14 protein-coding genes and 1 riboswitch are annotated in these 15,704 nt (G+C 60.8%); all 14 genes read right to left on the reverse strand.

What is annotated here, in order from left to right; translation table 11 throughout:
- Positions 1 to 6 precede the first annotated feature (6 nt).
- A complete protein-coding gene (locus tag QSJ33_RS11160) occupies positions 7 to 1,122 on the reverse strand; it encodes a DegT/DnrJ/EryC1/StrS family aminotransferase (protein ID WP_285726096.1) in 1,116 nt (371 codons plus the stop codon).
- Entirely contained in the window at positions 1,115 to 1,555 is a 441-nt protein-coding gene (locus QSJ33_RS11165) for a sugar 3,4-ketoisomerase (RefSeq protein WP_285726098.1), read from the reverse strand. Before QSJ33_RS11165 ends, QSJ33_RS11160 begins: the two co-directional genes overlap by 8 nt.
- A 481-nt stretch (positions 1,556 to 2,036) precedes the next feature.
- A complete protein-coding gene (locus QSJ33_RS11170; RefSeq protein ID WP_285726100.1) occupies positions 2,037 to 3,221 on the reverse strand; it encodes a trans-sulfuration enzyme family protein in 1,185 nt (394 codons plus the stop codon).
- A 162-nt stretch (positions 3,222 to 3,383) separates the two neighbouring features.
- Positions 3,384 to 4,523: a methionine adenosyltransferase gene (gene metK, locus QSJ33_RS11175; protein ID WP_285726102.1), complete on the reverse strand. Its 1,140-nt coding sequence runs from the start codon at positions 4,521 to 4,523 to the stop codon at positions 3,384 to 3,386.
- Between the two features lie 29 nt (positions 4,524 to 4,552).
- Complete coding sequence (locus tag QSJ33_RS11180; RefSeq protein ID WP_285726103.1) at positions 4,553 to 5,464, reverse strand: PfkB family carbohydrate kinase; 912 nt, start codon at positions 5,462 to 5,464, stop codon at positions 4,553 to 4,555.
- Positions 5,465 to 5,608: 144 nt separating this feature from the next.
- Positions 5,609 to 5,692: riboswitch (S-adenosyl-L-homocysteine riboswitch) on the reverse strand.
- Between the two features lie 128 nt (positions 5,693 to 5,820).
- On the reverse strand, positions 5,821 to 6,837 hold the full coding sequence (locus QSJ33_RS11185; RefSeq protein WP_285726105.1) for a glycosyltransferase family protein: 1,017 nt from the start codon (positions 6,835 to 6,837) through the stop codon (positions 5,821 to 5,823).
- Positions 6,834 to 7,667 carry a methyltransferase, TIGR04325 family gene (locus QSJ33_RS11190; RefSeq protein ID WP_285726107.1) on the reverse strand — a complete coding sequence of 278 codons (834 nt, stop codon included), beginning with the start codon at positions 7,665 to 7,667 and terminating at the stop codon, positions 6,834 to 6,836. The genes QSJ33_RS11185 and QSJ33_RS11190 overlap by 4 nt, the downstream gene beginning before the upstream one ends.
- Positions 7,667 to 8,566 carry a glycosyltransferase gene (locus tag QSJ33_RS11195; protein ID WP_420801397.1) on the reverse strand — a complete coding sequence of 300 codons (900 nt, stop codon included), beginning with the start codon at positions 8,564 to 8,566 and terminating at the stop codon, positions 7,667 to 7,669. Before QSJ33_RS11195 ends, QSJ33_RS11190 begins: the two co-directional genes overlap by 1 nt.
- A gap of 29 nt (positions 8,567 to 8,595) precedes the next feature.
- Positions 8,596 to 9,579 (reverse strand): glycosyltransferase family 2 protein, encoded by a 984-nt coding sequence (locus tag QSJ33_RS11200; protein WP_285726112.1) that lies wholly within the window; start codon positions 9,577 to 9,579, stop codon positions 8,596 to 8,598.
- Between the two features lies 1 nt (position 9,580).
- Positions 9,581 to 10,387 carry a class I SAM-dependent methyltransferase gene (locus QSJ33_RS11205; protein WP_285726114.1) on the reverse strand — a complete coding sequence of 269 codons (807 nt, stop codon included), beginning with the start codon at positions 10,385 to 10,387 and terminating at the stop codon, positions 9,581 to 9,583.
- Positions 10,388 to 10,585: 198 nt separating this feature from the next.
- The gene (locus tag QSJ33_RS11210; protein ID WP_285726116.1) at positions 10,586 to 11,251 is read right to left on the reverse strand and encodes an acyltransferase; all 666 of its coding nucleotides are present in this window, start codon (positions 11,249 to 11,251) and stop codon (positions 10,586 to 10,588) included.
- Positions 11,248 to 12,780: a lipopolysaccharide biosynthesis protein gene (locus QSJ33_RS11215; RefSeq protein ID WP_285726119.1), complete on the reverse strand. Its 1,533-nt coding sequence runs from the start codon at positions 12,778 to 12,780 to the stop codon at positions 11,248 to 11,250. Before QSJ33_RS11215 ends, QSJ33_RS11210 begins: the two co-directional genes overlap by 4 nt.
- Positions 12,781 to 12,943: 163 nt before the next feature.
- On the reverse strand, positions 12,944 to 14,377 hold the full coding sequence (locus QSJ33_RS11220) for an O-antigen ligase family protein (RefSeq protein ID WP_285726121.1): 1,434 nt from the start codon (positions 14,375 to 14,377) through the stop codon (positions 12,944 to 12,946).
- A gap of 367 nt (positions 14,378 to 14,744) precedes the next feature.
- On the reverse strand, positions 14,745 to 15,698 hold the full coding sequence (locus QSJ33_RS11225) for a GDP-L-fucose synthase family protein (RefSeq protein WP_285726123.1): 954 nt from the start codon (positions 15,696 to 15,698) through the stop codon (positions 14,745 to 14,747).
- Between the last annotated feature and the right edge of the window lie 6 nt (positions 15,699 to 15,704).

A 15,704-nucleotide genomic window follows, 5' to 3' on the forward strand; every position in this document is an offset into this window, starting at 1 on the left:
CCTGTGTCAGCCCGTACCGTGACACCAGTCTCTGATCACCGACACCACCCGATCCACTTCCGACTCGGTCAAGTGCGGCCCGATGGGCAGGCTGAGGTGGGACTCGGCTGCGGCCTCCGTGATGGGAAAGGCCTTCCAGGATCCATCCGAAGCATAGGCTTCGCTAAGGTGAGGCGGGATGGGATAGTGCACCAGGGTCTGGATCCCCTCCGCAGCCAGACAGGTCTGGAGCTCGTCACGCCGGGGATGGTCCACAACAAACAGGTGCCAGGCGTGTTCGGCCCCGGCCTGCAGACCAGGGAGCCCCAGTCCCGGAAGCCCCTGCAGCCCTGAAAAATACCGTGCCGCCAAGGCCTTCCGTCTCGCATTCCAGGCGTCCAGGTGCCGGAGTTTCACGCGCAGGACAGCTGCCTGGATCTCGTCCAGCCTGGAATTGTGGCCTTTCACTTCGTTGTAGTACTTCTGCCGGCTTCCGTAGTTCCGAAGTACCCGGATCCGGTCGGCGACCCCTGCATCATCTGTGGTGACGGCACCGCCATCCCCAAAACAGCCGAGGTTCTTGCCCGGGTAGAAGCTCCAGGCCACCGCGTCTGCGTGGGCGCCGATCCGACGATTCCGGTACCGTGCGCCATGCGCCTGGGCCGCGTCCTCGACCACCTTGAGCCCATGGGCCTTCGCCCAGCCCAGGATCGGATCCAGGTCAGCAGGCTGGCCGAAGAGGTGGACCGGGAGGACCGCCACGGTTTTCGGGGTCAGAGCCTCTTCCAGGCGCCCCGGGTCAAGGTTCCAGGTGCCGGGAACGGGTTCCACGGGGACCGGGGTGGCCCCCACATAGGACACGGCCAACCAGGTCGCGATGTAGGTGTTGGCAGGAACCAGGACCTCCTGTCCCGGTTCGACTCCCACGGCCTTCAGCGCGAGGACCAGAGCCTCGAGACCGTTGGCCACCCCCACACAGTGCTGGCTTTCGGTGAACTGGGCATATTCGTCCTCGAACGCCTTCAACTCCCCGCCCAGCAGGTACCATCCGCTCTGGAGCACCCTCTGAATGGCCGCATCCAGCTCTGGCTGAAGCTCCGTGTAGGTCGAACCGACACTCAGGAACGGGATCTGCTCAGTCATGGGTCCTCACCGTCTCCAGGAATGCCTGGTAATCGTGGATGTAGCTCTCAGGTTTGTAGGTATCGCTCGCGAGCACCATGTAGATCGTGTTCTTCAGGAAGCTGTCCTCGGCGGCCCAAATGCGGGGAGGGATGTGCAGCCCCTGCCAGGGTTTGTCGAGGCATACGGCTCGTTTGGACCGTCCGTCATCCAGATGCACAGTGAGTCCTCCTGAGAGGCAGATCAGCATCTGGTGGAGATCGTGGTGGGCATGCGCGCCACGGCCGTGTCCCTCGGGCACGTCGTAGATGTAGAAGATCCGCTTCACCTCGAAGGGCACCTGCCGGTTCCACTCGAGGAAGGTGAGGGCCCCCCTGGGGTCCCGAATCTGAGGGAACTCAATGAGCTGACACTGGTCCAAGGACACTGGATTCTCCGGTTTCACCAACGGCATTCGAACTTGTATTCAGGCCTGCTGGGCTTAACCGGAGGATCCGTCCACCTCTCCGGCGAGGCCCCGCTGCAATCGACCCTTCGAGCCCAGGGGGGCCACTTCGCAAACAGGTAGCTCATGGGTCTCATAACCTTCAATCATCCCTGGACTCTTCCTTGATGGAGGTCAATTTCTCCTGACCTGTGTCGATCGTGCCGGCGAATGGTCCTCGATACCGGCCAATCGATGGAACAGAAATGGCTTTCCAATCCGACACATGTACTGCGCACCTGGCGCTGTCCGAGGGAACAGGCGAGCCGCCGTCCCCCCCGGCCCGGCAGTTCCCATGTGCTCGATTCCCCTCTTAAACCTCTATTCATACGATGACCAACATCCAGGATCATATTGCCGCCCTCGCCCACCTCGCAGCCGGGGAGGTAAGCACGGCGGATCCCCTGCGGTGTTCGCCGCGCCACAATGCGGCTGGATCAGTCAGTTGGTCCTATCCGATGCGCCCAAGGGCCTGGTCCAGGTCGGTGAGGATATCCTCTACATCCTCGATGCCCACGGAGAGGCGCACCAGTCCGTCCGAGATGCCAGCCGCGAGGCGGTTCTCCCGGGCCATGCTGGCGTGAGTCATGGACGCGGGGTGGCTGACGAGGGTTTCTACGCCGCCCAGGGACACGGCCAGCCCGGCCAGCTGGACGTTGTCCATGACGAGGCGGCCCGCCTCCAGGCCGCCCTTGAGCTCGAAGGCGATCATGGAGCCGAAGCCCGTCATCTGGCGCTTCGCGAGGTCATGCTGGGGATGGCTGGGGAGGCCGATGTAGCGGACCCAGGCCACCTGGGGATGGGCCTCCAGCCAGGGGGCGACTTTCCGGGCGTTCTCCTCGGCCCGCTCCACGCGGAGGGCCAGGGTCTTAAGCCCGCGGCTCACCAGGTACGACTGGTGGGGGTCCATGTTCGCGCCAAGGTTCACGAGCATGCTGCGGATCTGCTTGTGCAGGGCCTCGGTCTTCGATACCACAATGCCGCCCACGATATCGGCGTGGCCGTTGATGAACTTGGTGACGGAGTGCAGCACCAGGTCCGCGCCCAGATCCAGGGGCTTCTGCAGGTGGGGGCTGGCGAAGGTGTTGTCCACCACCAACAGGGCCCCGGCCGCGTGGGCGATCGCCGCCGCACCGGCGATGTCGGTGACTGACATGGCGGGGTTGGAGGGGGATTCCACGTAGACCAGCCTGGTGTTCGGCTTCATGGCCTTGCGGAGGTTCTCCAGATCCGAGGTGTCCACGTAGGTGGACTCGACGCCGAACCGGCTCATGTGCTTCTCCATGAGGCCGCGGCTGGGGCCGTACACGCTGTCGGTGCTCACCATGTGATCGCCGGCGCTGAGCAGGGCGAGGTACACGGTGCTGACAGCTCCCATGCCGCTGGCCATGGCGGTGGCGCCGAAGCCGTTCTCGAGCTGGGCGACGTTCTCCTCGAGCGCAGCCGTGGTGGGATTGCCGATGCGGGTGTAGATGTAACCGTCCTCCGTGCCCGCGAAGCGGTTCGCGCCCTGCTGGGCATTGCGGAAGGCGAAGGTGGACGTCTGGTAGATGGGTGTCACCACGCTGCCATGCGCATCCTCAGCGATGCCCGCGTGGACGAGCTTGGTGTTGAAGCCTTTATTGCGGGTGTCCATGGTTGCTCCATAGCCCACGTGATGTGGGTGTTCATGGTTTCGGGAAATGGCCCGGTCCGCGGTCAGGCGCCAGCCCTTCGATACCGCTCCAATGATCGGGGAGGGGAGGAACCAGGGTGAGGCCGGTAAGGCTCGCCTCGCCCTGGTTCCAACCACTTTGATCTACTTCGCGGCGGCCTTGAGGGCGGCTGCCTTGTCCGTGCGCTCCCAGCTGAACTCGTCGCGGCCGAAGTGGCCGTAGGCCGCCGTGGCGCGGTAGATGGGACGGCGCAGGTCCAGGGCCTCGATCATGGCCCGGGGCGTGCAGCTGAAGACTTCGCGCACGGCCTTCACGATGGCCTCGTCCGAGACCTGCCCCGTGCCGAAGGTGTCCACCGCAATGGACACAGGCTCGGCCACGCCGATGGCGTAGGCCAGCTGGATCTCGCAGCGGTCCGCCAGGCCCGCGGCTACGATATTCTTGGCGATGTAGCGGCCCATGTAGGCTGCGCTGCGGTCCACCTTGCTGGGATCCTTCCCCGAGAAGGCGCCGCCGCCGTGGTGGCCGCTGCCCCCGTAGGTGTCGACGATGATCTTCCGGCCCGTGAGGCCCGTGTCCCCCATGGGCCCGCCCACCACGAAGCGCCCCGTGGGGTTCACGTGATAGATGGTGTGGTCATCCAGCAGGTCGGCCGGGAGGGCCGCCTTGATCACGTCCTTCAGGACGCAATCCCGGATGGTGGCGTTGGTGATGTGCTCGTCGTGCTGGGTGGAGATCACGACGGTGTGGATGCGGCGCACCCGGTCCCCGTCGAACTCCACGGTGATCTGGGACTTCCCGTCGGGCCGGAGCCAGGGGAGCTGGCCGTTCTTGCGGACCTCGGACAGCCTCCGGGTGAGTAGGTGGGCGTAGTGGATGGGGGCGGGCATCAGCTCGGGTGTCTCGCGGCAGGCGTAGCCGAACATGAGGCCCTGGTCCCCGGCCCCGCCCGTGTCGACTCCCATGGCGATGTCCGGGCTCTGCCGGTCGATGGTGGCCATCACGGCGCAGGTGTTGAAGTCGAATCCCTTGTCGTGGTGGTCGTAGCCGATGTCGCGGACCACATCCCGCACCAGCTGGGCCACCGGGATGTAGGTATCGGTCGTGATCTCGCCGGCAACGAGCACCAGGCCCGTCGTCAGGAGGGTCTCGCAGGCCACGCGGCTATGGGAGTCGTCCTTGAGGGCGGCGTCGAGGACCGCATCAGAGATCTGGTCGGCCATCTTGTCGGGATGGCCCTCGGTGACGCTTTCAGAGGTGAAGAGGTGCTTGCCGGTCTTCATCGTGCTTTCTCCGTTTGAATCGTTGAGGATTAGTGGTGAGAGACGTGAATCATGTCCGAGAACAGGCGCATGCGTTCCTGGATGCTCTCGGAGGTCAGCTCTTGCAGACGGGCGGTGCCGAAGGCCTCCACTGTGAAACTGGCCATGACAGTGCCGGCGAGCGCAGCTCGCTTCAAGCTCTGAAGATCGAAGGTCTGCGCGGAAGCCAGGTAGCCCAGGAAACCGCCCGCGAAGGTATCTCCGGCACCGGTGGGATCCTGAACCTCTTCCAGGGGGAATGCTGGAGCCATGAAATAGCCTTCGGGCGTGAACAGCGAGACACCGTGTTCGCCCCGCTTGACCACCAGGATGCGCGGTCCCAGAGCCCGGATCTTCCGGTAGGCCTTCACCAGGTTCCGCTCGCCGCTGAGGCTGCGTGCTTCGGACTCGTTCACCAGCAGGATGTCGATGGTCTTCAGGACGTCCAGCAGGGCGTCATGGGAGCCCTCGATCCAGAAATTCATGGTGTCCAGGGCAATCCATTGGGGACGCTGGGCCATCTGCCGCACCACGTCCAGCTGGAGGGTGGGGTCGATGTTGCCCAGGAACAGGAAGGAAGCCGTCCGGCACCCTTCCGGGAGCACGGGGCGGAACCCTGCGAAGACATTGAGATGGGTCTCGAGGGTCTGGGCCTCATTGAGATCCTGGCCGTAGGTCCCCTTCCACCGGAAACTCTGCCCAGGCATCTGGACGAGCCCATCCAGCCCGATGGGACGGCCTTCGAAGACCTTGAAGTGTTCGGGCCCGAAATCCTGCCCCACCACCGCCACGATCTCGACAGGCCGGAAGTGGCTGGCACTCAGGGAAAAATAGCTGGCGGAACCTCCCAGGATGTTCTCCCGGCAACCAAAGGGTGTCGCCAGGTCATCGAAGGCGACGCTTCCTACGACGAGCAGGCTCATGGCGGCTCCGAGAGGCAGAAAGAGGGCAGGTTCAAGAAGCGCCCCGACTCGCGATCCAAGGTTGGGGCAGGAGCACGGGAATGGGGGCGGAAACGGACGGAACGGCAGACCCCCTCCACTCACCCATTCAAATCCGTTTGATTTGTCGGGTGAGCGCCGTTGTAGCTTCCGGATCAGCCGGCTCCGAGCCTGGGGCAACCGGGTTGCCTCGCAACGCTCCTCGGAAAGGGAATGGTATCAGAAGAATTTGGCCCAACGATCACGATCCAGGCCCAATCCCTCCGCATCCGGGATGAATTCTTAAGCATGGTGAATAGACCATTTAGGCAGGCATGCAAGGAAAGATGAGCCAGCCTTCAGTCCTTCCTCGGCGGCAGGGCGGTGGTTCCAGGGTCGAGTTGAAAGGGGTGGAATCGGATGCTTCTCATCAGGAAGAGGATGAGTCGCTTGGCCCTTTCGAGCGCGTTCCTGCCCAGCGGAAGCACGGGAACCGGAATGCCAACCTTGGCGAGCAGCGACAGGGCCTCCGTCATCCGTTCGACATACCGCTCGTACAGACGCTCTGCTTCCATCCCGACCCGATATCCCCGGTAGACCATCATCTGGTTGGGCGTGACGATGCGAAACCGGTGGAAGTGGAAAAAGGTCGGAGTCCGTGCTTCCCCTTTCCCCTCCAGGAACATCCGCGCATTCCAGGGGGCCAAGGCCAGTTCCTTCTGGGCCAGGACATGTACTTCCTGTGCGAACCGCACGGACCAGTCGTCCAGGTATTTCTGGTCACCGAATTTCCCTTCCTCGACCCGATCGAAGCACCATTCCAGACAGCGCGCCTGCCACCAGTCCAGGACCCGCCGCCCACCCGGCGAATTCCGGAAGGTCATGAACTGCACGCAGTACTTCCCGTATTTTTCTGAGGTGTCGTACTCCGGTGCGAAGCCGTGGTCGGTGATGAGTACCTGCGCGCCGCTGGCTTCGAATTCGTCGAACAGCGGCTTCGGACTCGAGAAAAAGAAGAGGTCCGCATCCAGGTAGGTCACCCGCTCGACCCCAGGATCCCGCGCGAAAACAAAGGACGGGGTGAACGGCGTCAGGGTCCAGCAATACTCCCCTCGGGACCGGCCCGCCTTCACCGCGCGAAGGCCTTCGGTTTCGACTTCCCGCAGAGGGATGAGCCGAACATTGGGGAGCTCGAGCCGCTTCAGCGAATCCTCCACCTCCGCATCCATGCACAGGATCCACAACACGAAGTCCGGCACGTGCTCCCCAAGCGAGGAATACAGGGCCACGCCATAAGGGAGAAACTTGTGATCGAAAAGGGTTACGAAGTGCTCTGTCCGGATCGTCGCCGGACGGCCAGTTTCAATCGCATTCATACGCCATCCTCGCCAGCCTTGCTCATCGCCCGCCGGATGAAGCAGCCCCGGAACACGATCGGCGTCCTTCCGCCACGGACCTGCCCCTCCTCCGTTTCGAATTCCTCGGGCCTTCCCCAGCGCCTCGAAAAATAGCCGATCATCCTTTCCCGGGAGAACACCCAGCACGGGTAGCTTGCTGGATAGAGCCGAGGGGACACGTGCTGGACGACCAGGAAATCGTCCTTCCGGTCGCTGAAGGGCGTCCGGTCCATCAGCAGGAACCGCGATGGAACCGCCTCCAGGTTCCCCAGGATTTCCATCGGCCGTTCCAGATACTGGAGCACGCTCGAAAGGAGAATGACGTCCACAGGCCCAGCCGCGACCGCCTCGTCGATCGAAGGGTAGAAACGGAGGGCCTCAGTCTCGAACCGGGCCTTGCCGCGTTCGACGAAATGAGACTGTTCCACCACCCGCCAATCCACCTGGACCCCCTCCAGGAAGGAGGCGCACTGGCGGAAGGTGCTGCCGAGTGAACCGCCGAAATCCAGCACTGACAGCCTTCCTCCACCCTCGATTGCCGCTCGGAGGAGCACCGACAGGATCGGAAAGGGGAAGATCATCCGGGGGAACAGGAAGGAATCCCGCTCGCAGGCCGCTTCACCCGCCGCGACTTTTTCGGTGGCGTGGCTGACGCGCTCCAGAATGCTGCCGGAGTCATACCCTTCCGCGCGCGCGGAGGCCTCCGGCCAGGTGGCGTACTGCCCGGTGAACCAGACCCCCTCGGAAGCGATCCTCCGGAGAGAGGGAAGCAGTACCGGGGGGATGTATTGCTTGATCCAGGCCCGCATCACGACCCCCATCGCCCGAGGACATGCCTCGCCAGGCGCTTCAGCAGGCCCCCCCGTTGGCCCCGGAAGAAATCGGAAAACGCCTGCTCGGCTTCCAGGCAAGCCGTGACCGGCACGGGCTCGACCCGGATCGGGGAGGAGGAGAGCCCCCCATCAAAGGAACGGGTCCTCCTGGAGTGGGTTCCGGTGGCATCGTTCCCGATGTTCAACACCAGGCTGCGTCCGGGGTAGAGCGTCAGGCCATGGTTCAGGAACACGGAAGCATGCCAGCGGATCGCCCAGGAATCGTTGCGTCCCGCGATCTGGTCCTCCAGCATCCTTCGATAGGGGTAGGTCCCCCCGTAGTCGAACGCCTTCCCTTCGCCGGATTCATCCAGCCGCCGGAGGAGCTTCGAGCCATCGGCCTCGAACTGGGACCAGGCCCTGGCCCAGGTCGCCCACCCCCAGCAGTCGGCCCCCCGCAGGAAGAAGGTCTCCGGAAGCGGACGGGAGATGGGATACAGGTAGCCATGGATGCTCGCCACCGCATCGACCGGCTCGTACTCCCGCAGGGCCTCGTTCATGTAGGTCAGGAAGAACGGAGAGGTGACCAGATCATCTTCGAGCACGATGATCCGGCCATGCCGCGCGACCACCTCGGTCACCCCGGAGATGATGGAGCCCGCCAGTCCCAGATTCACCGCCGAGCACCGGACTTCCACCCTGGCGAAACCCGCGGCCGCATGGGCCACCTGGCGGACCTCCGAGACGAGCGCTTCGTCCTCGGCGCGCCGGGGGCCGTCGCAGAACACGTAGAGCGTGGAGGCGGAAGCCAGGGCATTGGCCCGGAGGGCTTCGAGCACCCGCCGCAGGTGGGCGGGCCGGTTGAAGCAGAACAGGGCGATGGGCGCGGGGTCCATGATCAGGGAATCTCGGTATTCACACTTCGTCATGACTCATCCACAGGAGGGTGCCGCCTGGTGCCGTTCGTGAGTCTCCCGAGCCCATGGCGAAGATCCGCCCAGGCGCCCGAACTCAACAGACGGACATAGGGCCAGACAAAGAACAGGGGTGAAAGGGCCCCCCCATGGGTGCGGACGAAATGCCACCATTGCCGCGGGGGAAGGCCCTTGATCCCCATGGCCAGTCGCCAACGCCGGAGCACCGGAAGGCTGCTGTCGTGCATGGAATGAGCCGGGCTGTTCCAGTCGCAGGTCCCAACCCATCCGGGGATCAGCAGCACCGGGATACCCGCAGCCGTGGCCCTCAACCCGAAATCGAAATCCCCCAGGGCATGCCGGTAGACCGGATGAATGCCTCCGAGCCGACGGACATGTTCCATGGGGATCAGGGTGCAGTTGCCGTTCATCGTGTCGCAGAGGCAGGGTCCAGCCTCGGGAACAGACAGCGTGGAGAACTTCAGGCGCCGCCAGCTTGGTCCGCGACGGACACCGCCGTAGGTGGTGCGCTGCCGGTCACGGTCGCAGGTCGCGCCGACCAGGATGGGCTTCACCCCGGATCGATCCGTTTCCTTCCATGCCTGCAGCAACCGGTCCAGGGCCCCCGGGAACAGGATCGTGTCGTCGTTCAGCCAGACCAGCAGATCCGCACCCTCGCGATCGGCCTCGGCCATGGCCAGGCGCATGCCGCCGGCCCAGTAGAGCGCCCCGTCGCCCCGCAGGATTTTCACCCCGGGGAAAGCCTCCCCGACGGCTTCGGCAGTCCCGTCCGTACTGCCATCGTCGACGAGGATGACCGACAGGTCCGGCGCACAAGAAGGCGCGGGCTCCAGCAAGGCCCGGAGACCCGCCAGGGTCTTTTCCCGGCGGTTGTGGCAGGTCAACAGGACGGCCACCTTCGGGTTCAAGGCGCGTCCCCCCGGGAGATGACCCGCCTTCGCGGCACGGTTGGTTTCGATCTCATCACGTTCCATCTCAGGAATCGCCGTTCTTCCTCAGGTGGAGGACCAGGCAGTCCCGCTCCCGAAGGGGGATCTCGATCAGGCGCAACAGCAGCATCAGGGGAAAAGCCACAAACCGGTTGTCCAGCCAGCTCCTGCGCCAGTCCACGCGGTTGTCATCCGCATGGACCCAGGCTTTGAGGTTCAGGCGGAACCAGGAGGACGGTGTGCGGGACCAACCTTCGACCACCTGGAACTGGTGCTGACGGGCGAGGCTGGCCAGGGCCTGCCGATCGTAGTGGAAGAGATGGAAGGGGGCGAACCAGCCACTCACCCAGTTCTGACCGAACACCTTCCTCCACGCACTCGCTGCATTGGGCAGCGCAAGGTAGAGACTGCCCCCGGGCTTCAGGATTCTCGCCAGTTCTTCCATGAACTGATGGGGATCCCTCAGGTGCTCGAACACCTGCATCAGATAGACGATGTCGAATTCTCCATCGGCAAAGGGTATCTCGGTGAATCCCTCCACTTTCCGCACGTCGAACCCGGCCTCGCGACAGGCCGCGACCAGATGACCCGCGATCTCGGCTCCCGTGATGGACACGCCGCGATCATGAAAGTCCCGCAGGTAGCCGGCATGGCCACAGCCGTAATCCAGCACCCGAGCCCCGGCCGGGACCTTCACGAAGTCTCTCGGATCGACGTCACCGCTCAGCCAATGAAAGGCCTTCCTGAGCCGGGGATACCCGGAGGTCCACTTCCGGGAGAGGTCGACCCGCTCGTCCTGGTCATAGGAGGCGTAGTAGCTCGAGAGTTCCTCGTCTGTGGGAAGGGGATCCATCCCGATCGCATGGCAGACGCCGCAAGGCCGGAGCCTCCAGGAACCTTCCAGACCCTTCCGTCGATCGGTCAATGGGCCGATGGCCTCGCGTTTCCCGTAGGCACTTCCGCAAATCCTGCATGATGGTTGTGGGGTCATGTCCGATTTCCGTCCTAGTGAAGCGTTTTGGGGCGGGCACCGCAGGGGCCGGTTGCGGCCTCAACGTCGGGGGACCATCCGCAATCGGTCCTTGGTCTCGCCATAGGCCAGTGTGCCCGGCGGAAGGGTGCCCTTGAGGACGGTCCCGGCTCCGATGATGCTGCCATCTCCGATCCGTGAGCCGGGGAGCACCACCACATTCGCCCCGATCCAGACGTCGGCGCCGATCACGATCGAATTGGATTCCTCGTCCTTGTAGTCCTGATAGCGCATCGGGATCCCATTCGGTTCCGTGCCGTGGTTGAAGGCCACGATCACCACGCCCGGCCCGATGATCGTGTTGGCCCCGATCTCGACCTTGGCCTTCTCTCCCGCCATGATGGTCGAGAAGGCACTCAACTTGACGAAGTCCCCCATCCGGATGCTGTGGCCGTTCACCAGCCAGGTTTGGCGGTCGATGACACAGTCCATGCCACGCCTGACCTTTCGAAGCGGGGAGAAATGCAGCCTGTCGAATTCGTCGAGGATCGCCACCCCGTGGCCGACGCCCCTCAGGATGGAGATGGGGAGCCTGACCATCGCACGCAGGAAGGTCAGGGCCCGGTGCATGCGCTCTCGCCTCCGAAGGCGGTCCATGTCCTCCTGGGGCAAGGCCCCGACCGATCGGCGCCACTGGTCATACCTGATTTCTGAAAACCTCAAGGCCTTGATCCACCCGATGTTCATGTCGGCTCCCCTCTTCGGAAAAGCAGAGACCGCTCCGGATTCACCCAGGCCAGGACCAGGAGAGGCAGGCAGCCCAGCCCCGCGAAGATGGCTGCCCTCGCCAACCCTTCCGATTGTCCCACTCCAAGGTTTGACAGCACCGGCAAGCCCAGACTCGACAGGAAAAGGAGGGTCATCCCCTTCGGGATCAGGTTCTTCCGCCAGTTCAATCCTGCGTGATGGAAGTACGACACCAGCACGTACAGGCTCCCTAGGATCAGGCTGATCGCGGTCCCCATTGCCACTCCGAGGCCGGAAAAGTAGAAGCCAAGTCCTGCCCCCAGGATGGGGGTGAGGAAGAGGACGATCAGATGGCTGACGACGTTCGATTTCAGGTCCCCCGACCCCATGTTGGCGAAATAGGCCGGCTTCATGATCGTATTGACGTACCACCCCAGGTTCATCAGAAGCCCGAATTGCACGAACAGGACTTCGGCGTGCCCGATCCAGAGAAGGTTGGCCACCGTGAGCCCCACGCCCAGCAGACCGTAGAAGACCGCCGACACATAGAACGTCAGCCGATGGGACCTGACGAACAGTTCCGTGGCCTGGTCCAGATCCCGCTCCTGGAGGGCGGCCATGGCCGGGACAAGCACCCGGGTGGCCTCGACGATGATGGAACGTCCCTGCGAGATGAGTTTGTTCGCCATTTCGAAATAACCCAGCGCTCCCAGCCCGGCGAACCGGCTGATCAGCCCCTTCACCACCGGATCGAACAACATGCCGGCGAAGGTGATCACCTGGTAATTGGCCCCGTAGCTGAACATCTGCCGGATCACGCGATACTGCCAACGCCAGGGAACCCAGGGCAAATCAGGCAATTGGCGCCTGAGCACTCCCCACATGATCACCGCCAGACCAGCTGTCTGAATGAGTTGGGCCAGGGCCACTCCCCGCAGCCCCATCCTGGGAACCAGCAGGACCGTGAACCCCAGATAGACCACCGAAGAGCCCCCCATCAGGAGGCCCCGCAGGTCCATCCGCATGCACCCATCGAGCCCCCCGCTGAGTACGCCCACCACCAGAAGGGACCACAGGGAAGCCAACGCATAAGGCAGGATCGACACCGCCACAGGCAGGCTGCGCGCGGGCATGACGTAATGGAGGGCCCGGGTGAACAGAGGATACCCGGCCAGCAGCAGGACGGCCATGCTGACCCCGATGGTCAGGACCACCGTCTGGATGATGTCGGCGGCACGCTTGCCATCGTTCTGCCCCAAGGCCTGGGCAACGAACCGGACCACCCCGGCCGACAACCCCATATCGCCGAATCGTGAAATCGAGGTAGTCGCGAGCACCAGGGACCAGATGCCAATCTGTTCAACACCGAGTTTATAATACAGATATCGATACAAGATAAAGACAAGCACACCATTGAATATAACTTGAAGCACAACAGCTTTTACATTATTTGATATTGATTTACGCGCTCCTTCGCTTGAGCCACTGTTAGATCCCAAATTTTGGCCTGATGCAAGGCGATTCCTCATAACATCCCATCTAGAGAACAAAAACTGTAAACACAAATTACACTCATTCCTCAGCCGACTTTATTAAGTTCGAACTATAATCTTTAGTCATTTTATAAAAATATTATCACCAATGTAAAGATATTATTATTTAAATATTTACCGTCAACTCAGCATTTTTGCTTTAGGGATTCTCCATATACCGTGGGGCATTCACCCGCACCCTCCAAAGTAGACCTGACAACACTCCCAAGTAAAACATAAATAACGCAGTTAACTGTGTTTGAACAAAATAATCGTCAAGTATGGCCATCGCCAGTGTGAACAATAAGCCGGAATACATCATAGGCTCTAGTCCAGTGATCCATGAAGTCCCTTGAGTATCCTTAGCGCCAGCCGGTAGTACCCGAAGTCGAGAATGACACCCTCTCAAACTAAACCACATAAAACAAGCCATCAGAAAGAAGCCAATAACGCCATATTCAATCAGAAAATATAGACATGCATTGTGCGGGTTAGGATAATTAAATCTTGAAAAATTTTGTTGCAAATACTCCGTGCCATGACCACTAATAAACACATATGGAGCATGAAATAACATATTTATTGTGTCTGACCACTGCTCGAAACGCCAGACCAATGTACCTATCGCCTCCATATAATATTCAGGGTTTAATGCGAAAGTCCCAACAACAAGTGCCGATACAACAGCAGTCGCGCACATAAGGATCGCCGGCAGACTTTGAATCTTTAATCGCCTAAGTGCAGCCCACATAAAGTATAACAACACCATTACATAAAATGTTTTTGACCCACTGCCCACCATTGCCGCCAAAACCAATATAAAAAGAGGGATCCACCTCCTATTTCGCTTAGCCAAGCCGGCAAATAGAAACAATGGCATCAATATGTAGTAGGTAAAGTCCTGTGGATAAAGATAGATTCCTTGCGCAAAGGCCGAGTCCTTCATTTCACCCGTAATCGGGTTTACGACCGTTTTCCAGCTAACTGCAATTTTAAATAATTTCCCAAAATCGCTGCCAAACCAAGGATCCAATTGCAGCATTTGCATGGCGCCAAAAAGAGACCATCCGACAGCCAGGATCATTACAAGCACCATCACCTTGCGTAACTGATCCGAGTTTAGGCCTCGTACCGAGGCAAAGAGGACCCACGCCAAGAAGAAATCCTTGGCGCGAGAAAGTGCATGGTAGGGATCATACGCATTCCAGGATATCAATGATGCCCATACTACAAACGACAAAAACAATAAATCTGTCTTTAGAAACAATTTGCTCCGTTTTTGTTCGATCAGCCACTCTGCCATTAAAATAAAAAATAATGGAATTGCGAAAAATTCAAATAGTTGAAAGGTAGGTCGAGCGTTGGGATCGACCGACAATCCACTAGAAAGTCTGATGTCTGTTGAGAAGGAAATAACCACCAACAATAATAAAATTAATTTTAATAGCCCAACCAGCTTTAGAAAGATTTGATTCTCCCTTATAACTGAAGAACCAACATTCCTGTTCCGGCTTTCTGGTTGAGACAAATGAAAGGCCCCTCCTCCCAGGGTGAGTGGGTGGGAAAGTTGATGACTGATCAGTTCTTTGTTCATTTTCCTTCATCTTCATTCATGAGATTGTTTTCAACCTCACCATCCATTCCTGGCGCCCTAAAGGTCTAGCTATTCCATACTCACTGTTCCTTGGCCTATCAAGTTCAGGGATACCCAGTTGCAATTGAGTCAGATCGCGACGGCTACCGGAGGACACCTCTGGGGTGAGAGTGTTTGAGGATGAGCTCACCATCTAATGGACCCGAGACTGCCATGCCCTTTTTTGGTTCGCATCCTTCCGGCGTCCACTTCCTACTCACGTGATTATTAATTGATCGCAGTGTGGCATACCAACAGGTTCAAAGATCATCGAACGACGCAGTCAGCCCACTCTTGGAACCCAAAGGAAGAGATGGGTAATCATTCCTTAGCTAACAATATTGCTGGAAATGTTTGTCTTATTTTCGAGAAACCATTGGTAGGTAAGACGAATTCCGTCAGGAAGGTCAGTCTTCGCCTTCCACCCCAGCGCGTGAATGCGTGAAACGTCCAGCAGCTTCCGGGGGGTGCCATCAGGCATGGATGAATCCCAGGTAATGCGGCCCGTGAAGCCGGTCACCTCGGCCACCCGTTCGGCGAGTTCCCGGATGGCCAGGTCCTCCCCCGTCCCCACGTTGAGGAGTTGTTCGCCCTCGTAGGTCTGCATGGCGAACAGGCAGGCATCGGCCAAGTCGTCGACGTAGAGGAACTCCCGCCTGGGCGAGCCGGTCCCCCACAGCACCACTTCGGAAGCCCCCGATGCCTTCGCGTCATGGAACTTCCGCAGCATGGCGGGCAGCACATGGGAGTTCTTCAGGTCGAAGTTGTCCCCGGGCCCGTAGAGGTTCGTGGGCATCAGGCTGATGGCCCTGAAGCCGTACTGCCGGTGGAAGGCCTGGCACATCTTGAGCCCCGCGATCTTGGCGATGGCATACCACTCGTTGGTGGGCTCCAGGGCGCTGGTCAGCAGGCAGTCCTCAGTCATGGGCTGGGGGGCCAGCCTGGGATAGATGCAGGAAGACCCCAGATCCAGGAGCTTTCGGGCCCCGAACCGGTGGGCCGCATCAATGACCAGCGCCTGGATCAGGAGGTTGTCCCGGATGAAATCGGCAGGATAGGTGCTGTTGGCGTGGATCCCCCCCACCTTCCCGGCCACCAGGAAGACGTAGTCGGGCCGTTCGCGCTCGAAAAAGGCATCGACCGCCGACTGGCGGGTCAGATCCAGTTGATCCCGGGTGGGTGCGAGGAGGTTGTCGTACCCCTCCTGCCGCAGGCGCCGGACCACCGCGGACCCGACCAGCCCCCGCGCCCCGGCGATGAAGATTCTCGAATCGCGTTCCAAGCCGCC

The organism is Geothrix rubra (genome assembly GCF_030268065.1).
GTDB classification, from domain to species: domain Bacteria; phylum Acidobacteriota; class Holophagae; order Holophagales; family Holophagaceae; genus Geothrix; species Geothrix rubra.

What these genes read in the sequence shown, in the direction of transcription:
- QSJ33_RS11160 (WP_285726096.1), bottom strand. Translation starts at nt 1,122, where the DNA reads ATGACTGAGCAGATCCCGTTCCTGAGTGTCGGTTCGACCTACACGGAG.
- QSJ33_RS11205 (WP_285726114.1), bottom strand. Translation starts at nt 10,387, where the DNA reads ATGGATCCCCTTCCCACAGACGAGGAACTCTCGAGCTACTACGCCTCC.
- QSJ33_RS11165 (WP_285726098.1), bottom strand. Translation starts at nt 1,555, where the DNA reads ATGCCGTTGGTGAAACCGGAGAATCCAGTGTCCTTGGACCAGTGTCAG.
- metK (WP_285726102.1), bottom strand. Translation starts at nt 4,523, where the DNA reads ATGAAGACCGGCAAGCACCTCTTCACCTCTGAAAGCGTCACCGAGGGC.
- QSJ33_RS11215 (WP_285726119.1), bottom strand. Translation starts at nt 12,780, where the DNA reads ATGAGGAATCGCCTTGCATCAGGCCAAAATTTGGGATCTAACAGTGGC.
- QSJ33_RS11210 (WP_285726116.1), bottom strand. Translation starts at nt 11,251, where the DNA reads ATGAACATCGGGTGGATCAAGGCCTTGAGGTTTTCAGAAATCAGGTAT.
- QSJ33_RS11170 (WP_285726100.1), bottom strand. Translation starts at nt 3,221, where the DNA reads ATGGACACCCGCAATAAAGGCTTCAACACCAAGCTCGTCCACGCGGGC.
- QSJ33_RS11180 (WP_285726103.1), bottom strand. Translation starts at nt 5,464, where the DNA reads ATGAGCCTGCTCGTCGTAGGAAGCGTCGCCTTCGATGACCTGGCGACA.
- QSJ33_RS11185 (WP_285726105.1), bottom strand. Translation starts at nt 6,837, where the DNA reads ATGAATGCGATTGAAACTGGCCGTCCGGCGACGATCCGGACAGAGCAC.
- QSJ33_RS11190 (WP_285726107.1), bottom strand. Translation starts at nt 7,667, where the DNA reads ATGCGGGCCTGGATCAAGCAATACATCCCCCCGGTACTGCTTCCCTCT.
- QSJ33_RS11200 (WP_285726112.1), bottom strand. Translation starts at nt 9,579, where the DNA reads ATGGAACGTGATGAGATCGAAACCAACCGTGCCGCGAAGGCGGGTCAT.
- QSJ33_RS11195 (WP_420801397.1), bottom strand. Translation starts at nt 8,566, where the DNA reads ATGGACCCCGCGCCCATCGCCCTGTTCTGCTTCAACCGGCCCGCCCAC.
- QSJ33_RS11220 (WP_285726121.1), bottom strand. Translation starts at nt 14,377, where the DNA reads ATGAACAAAGAACTGATCAGTCATCAACTTTCCCACCCACTCACCCTG.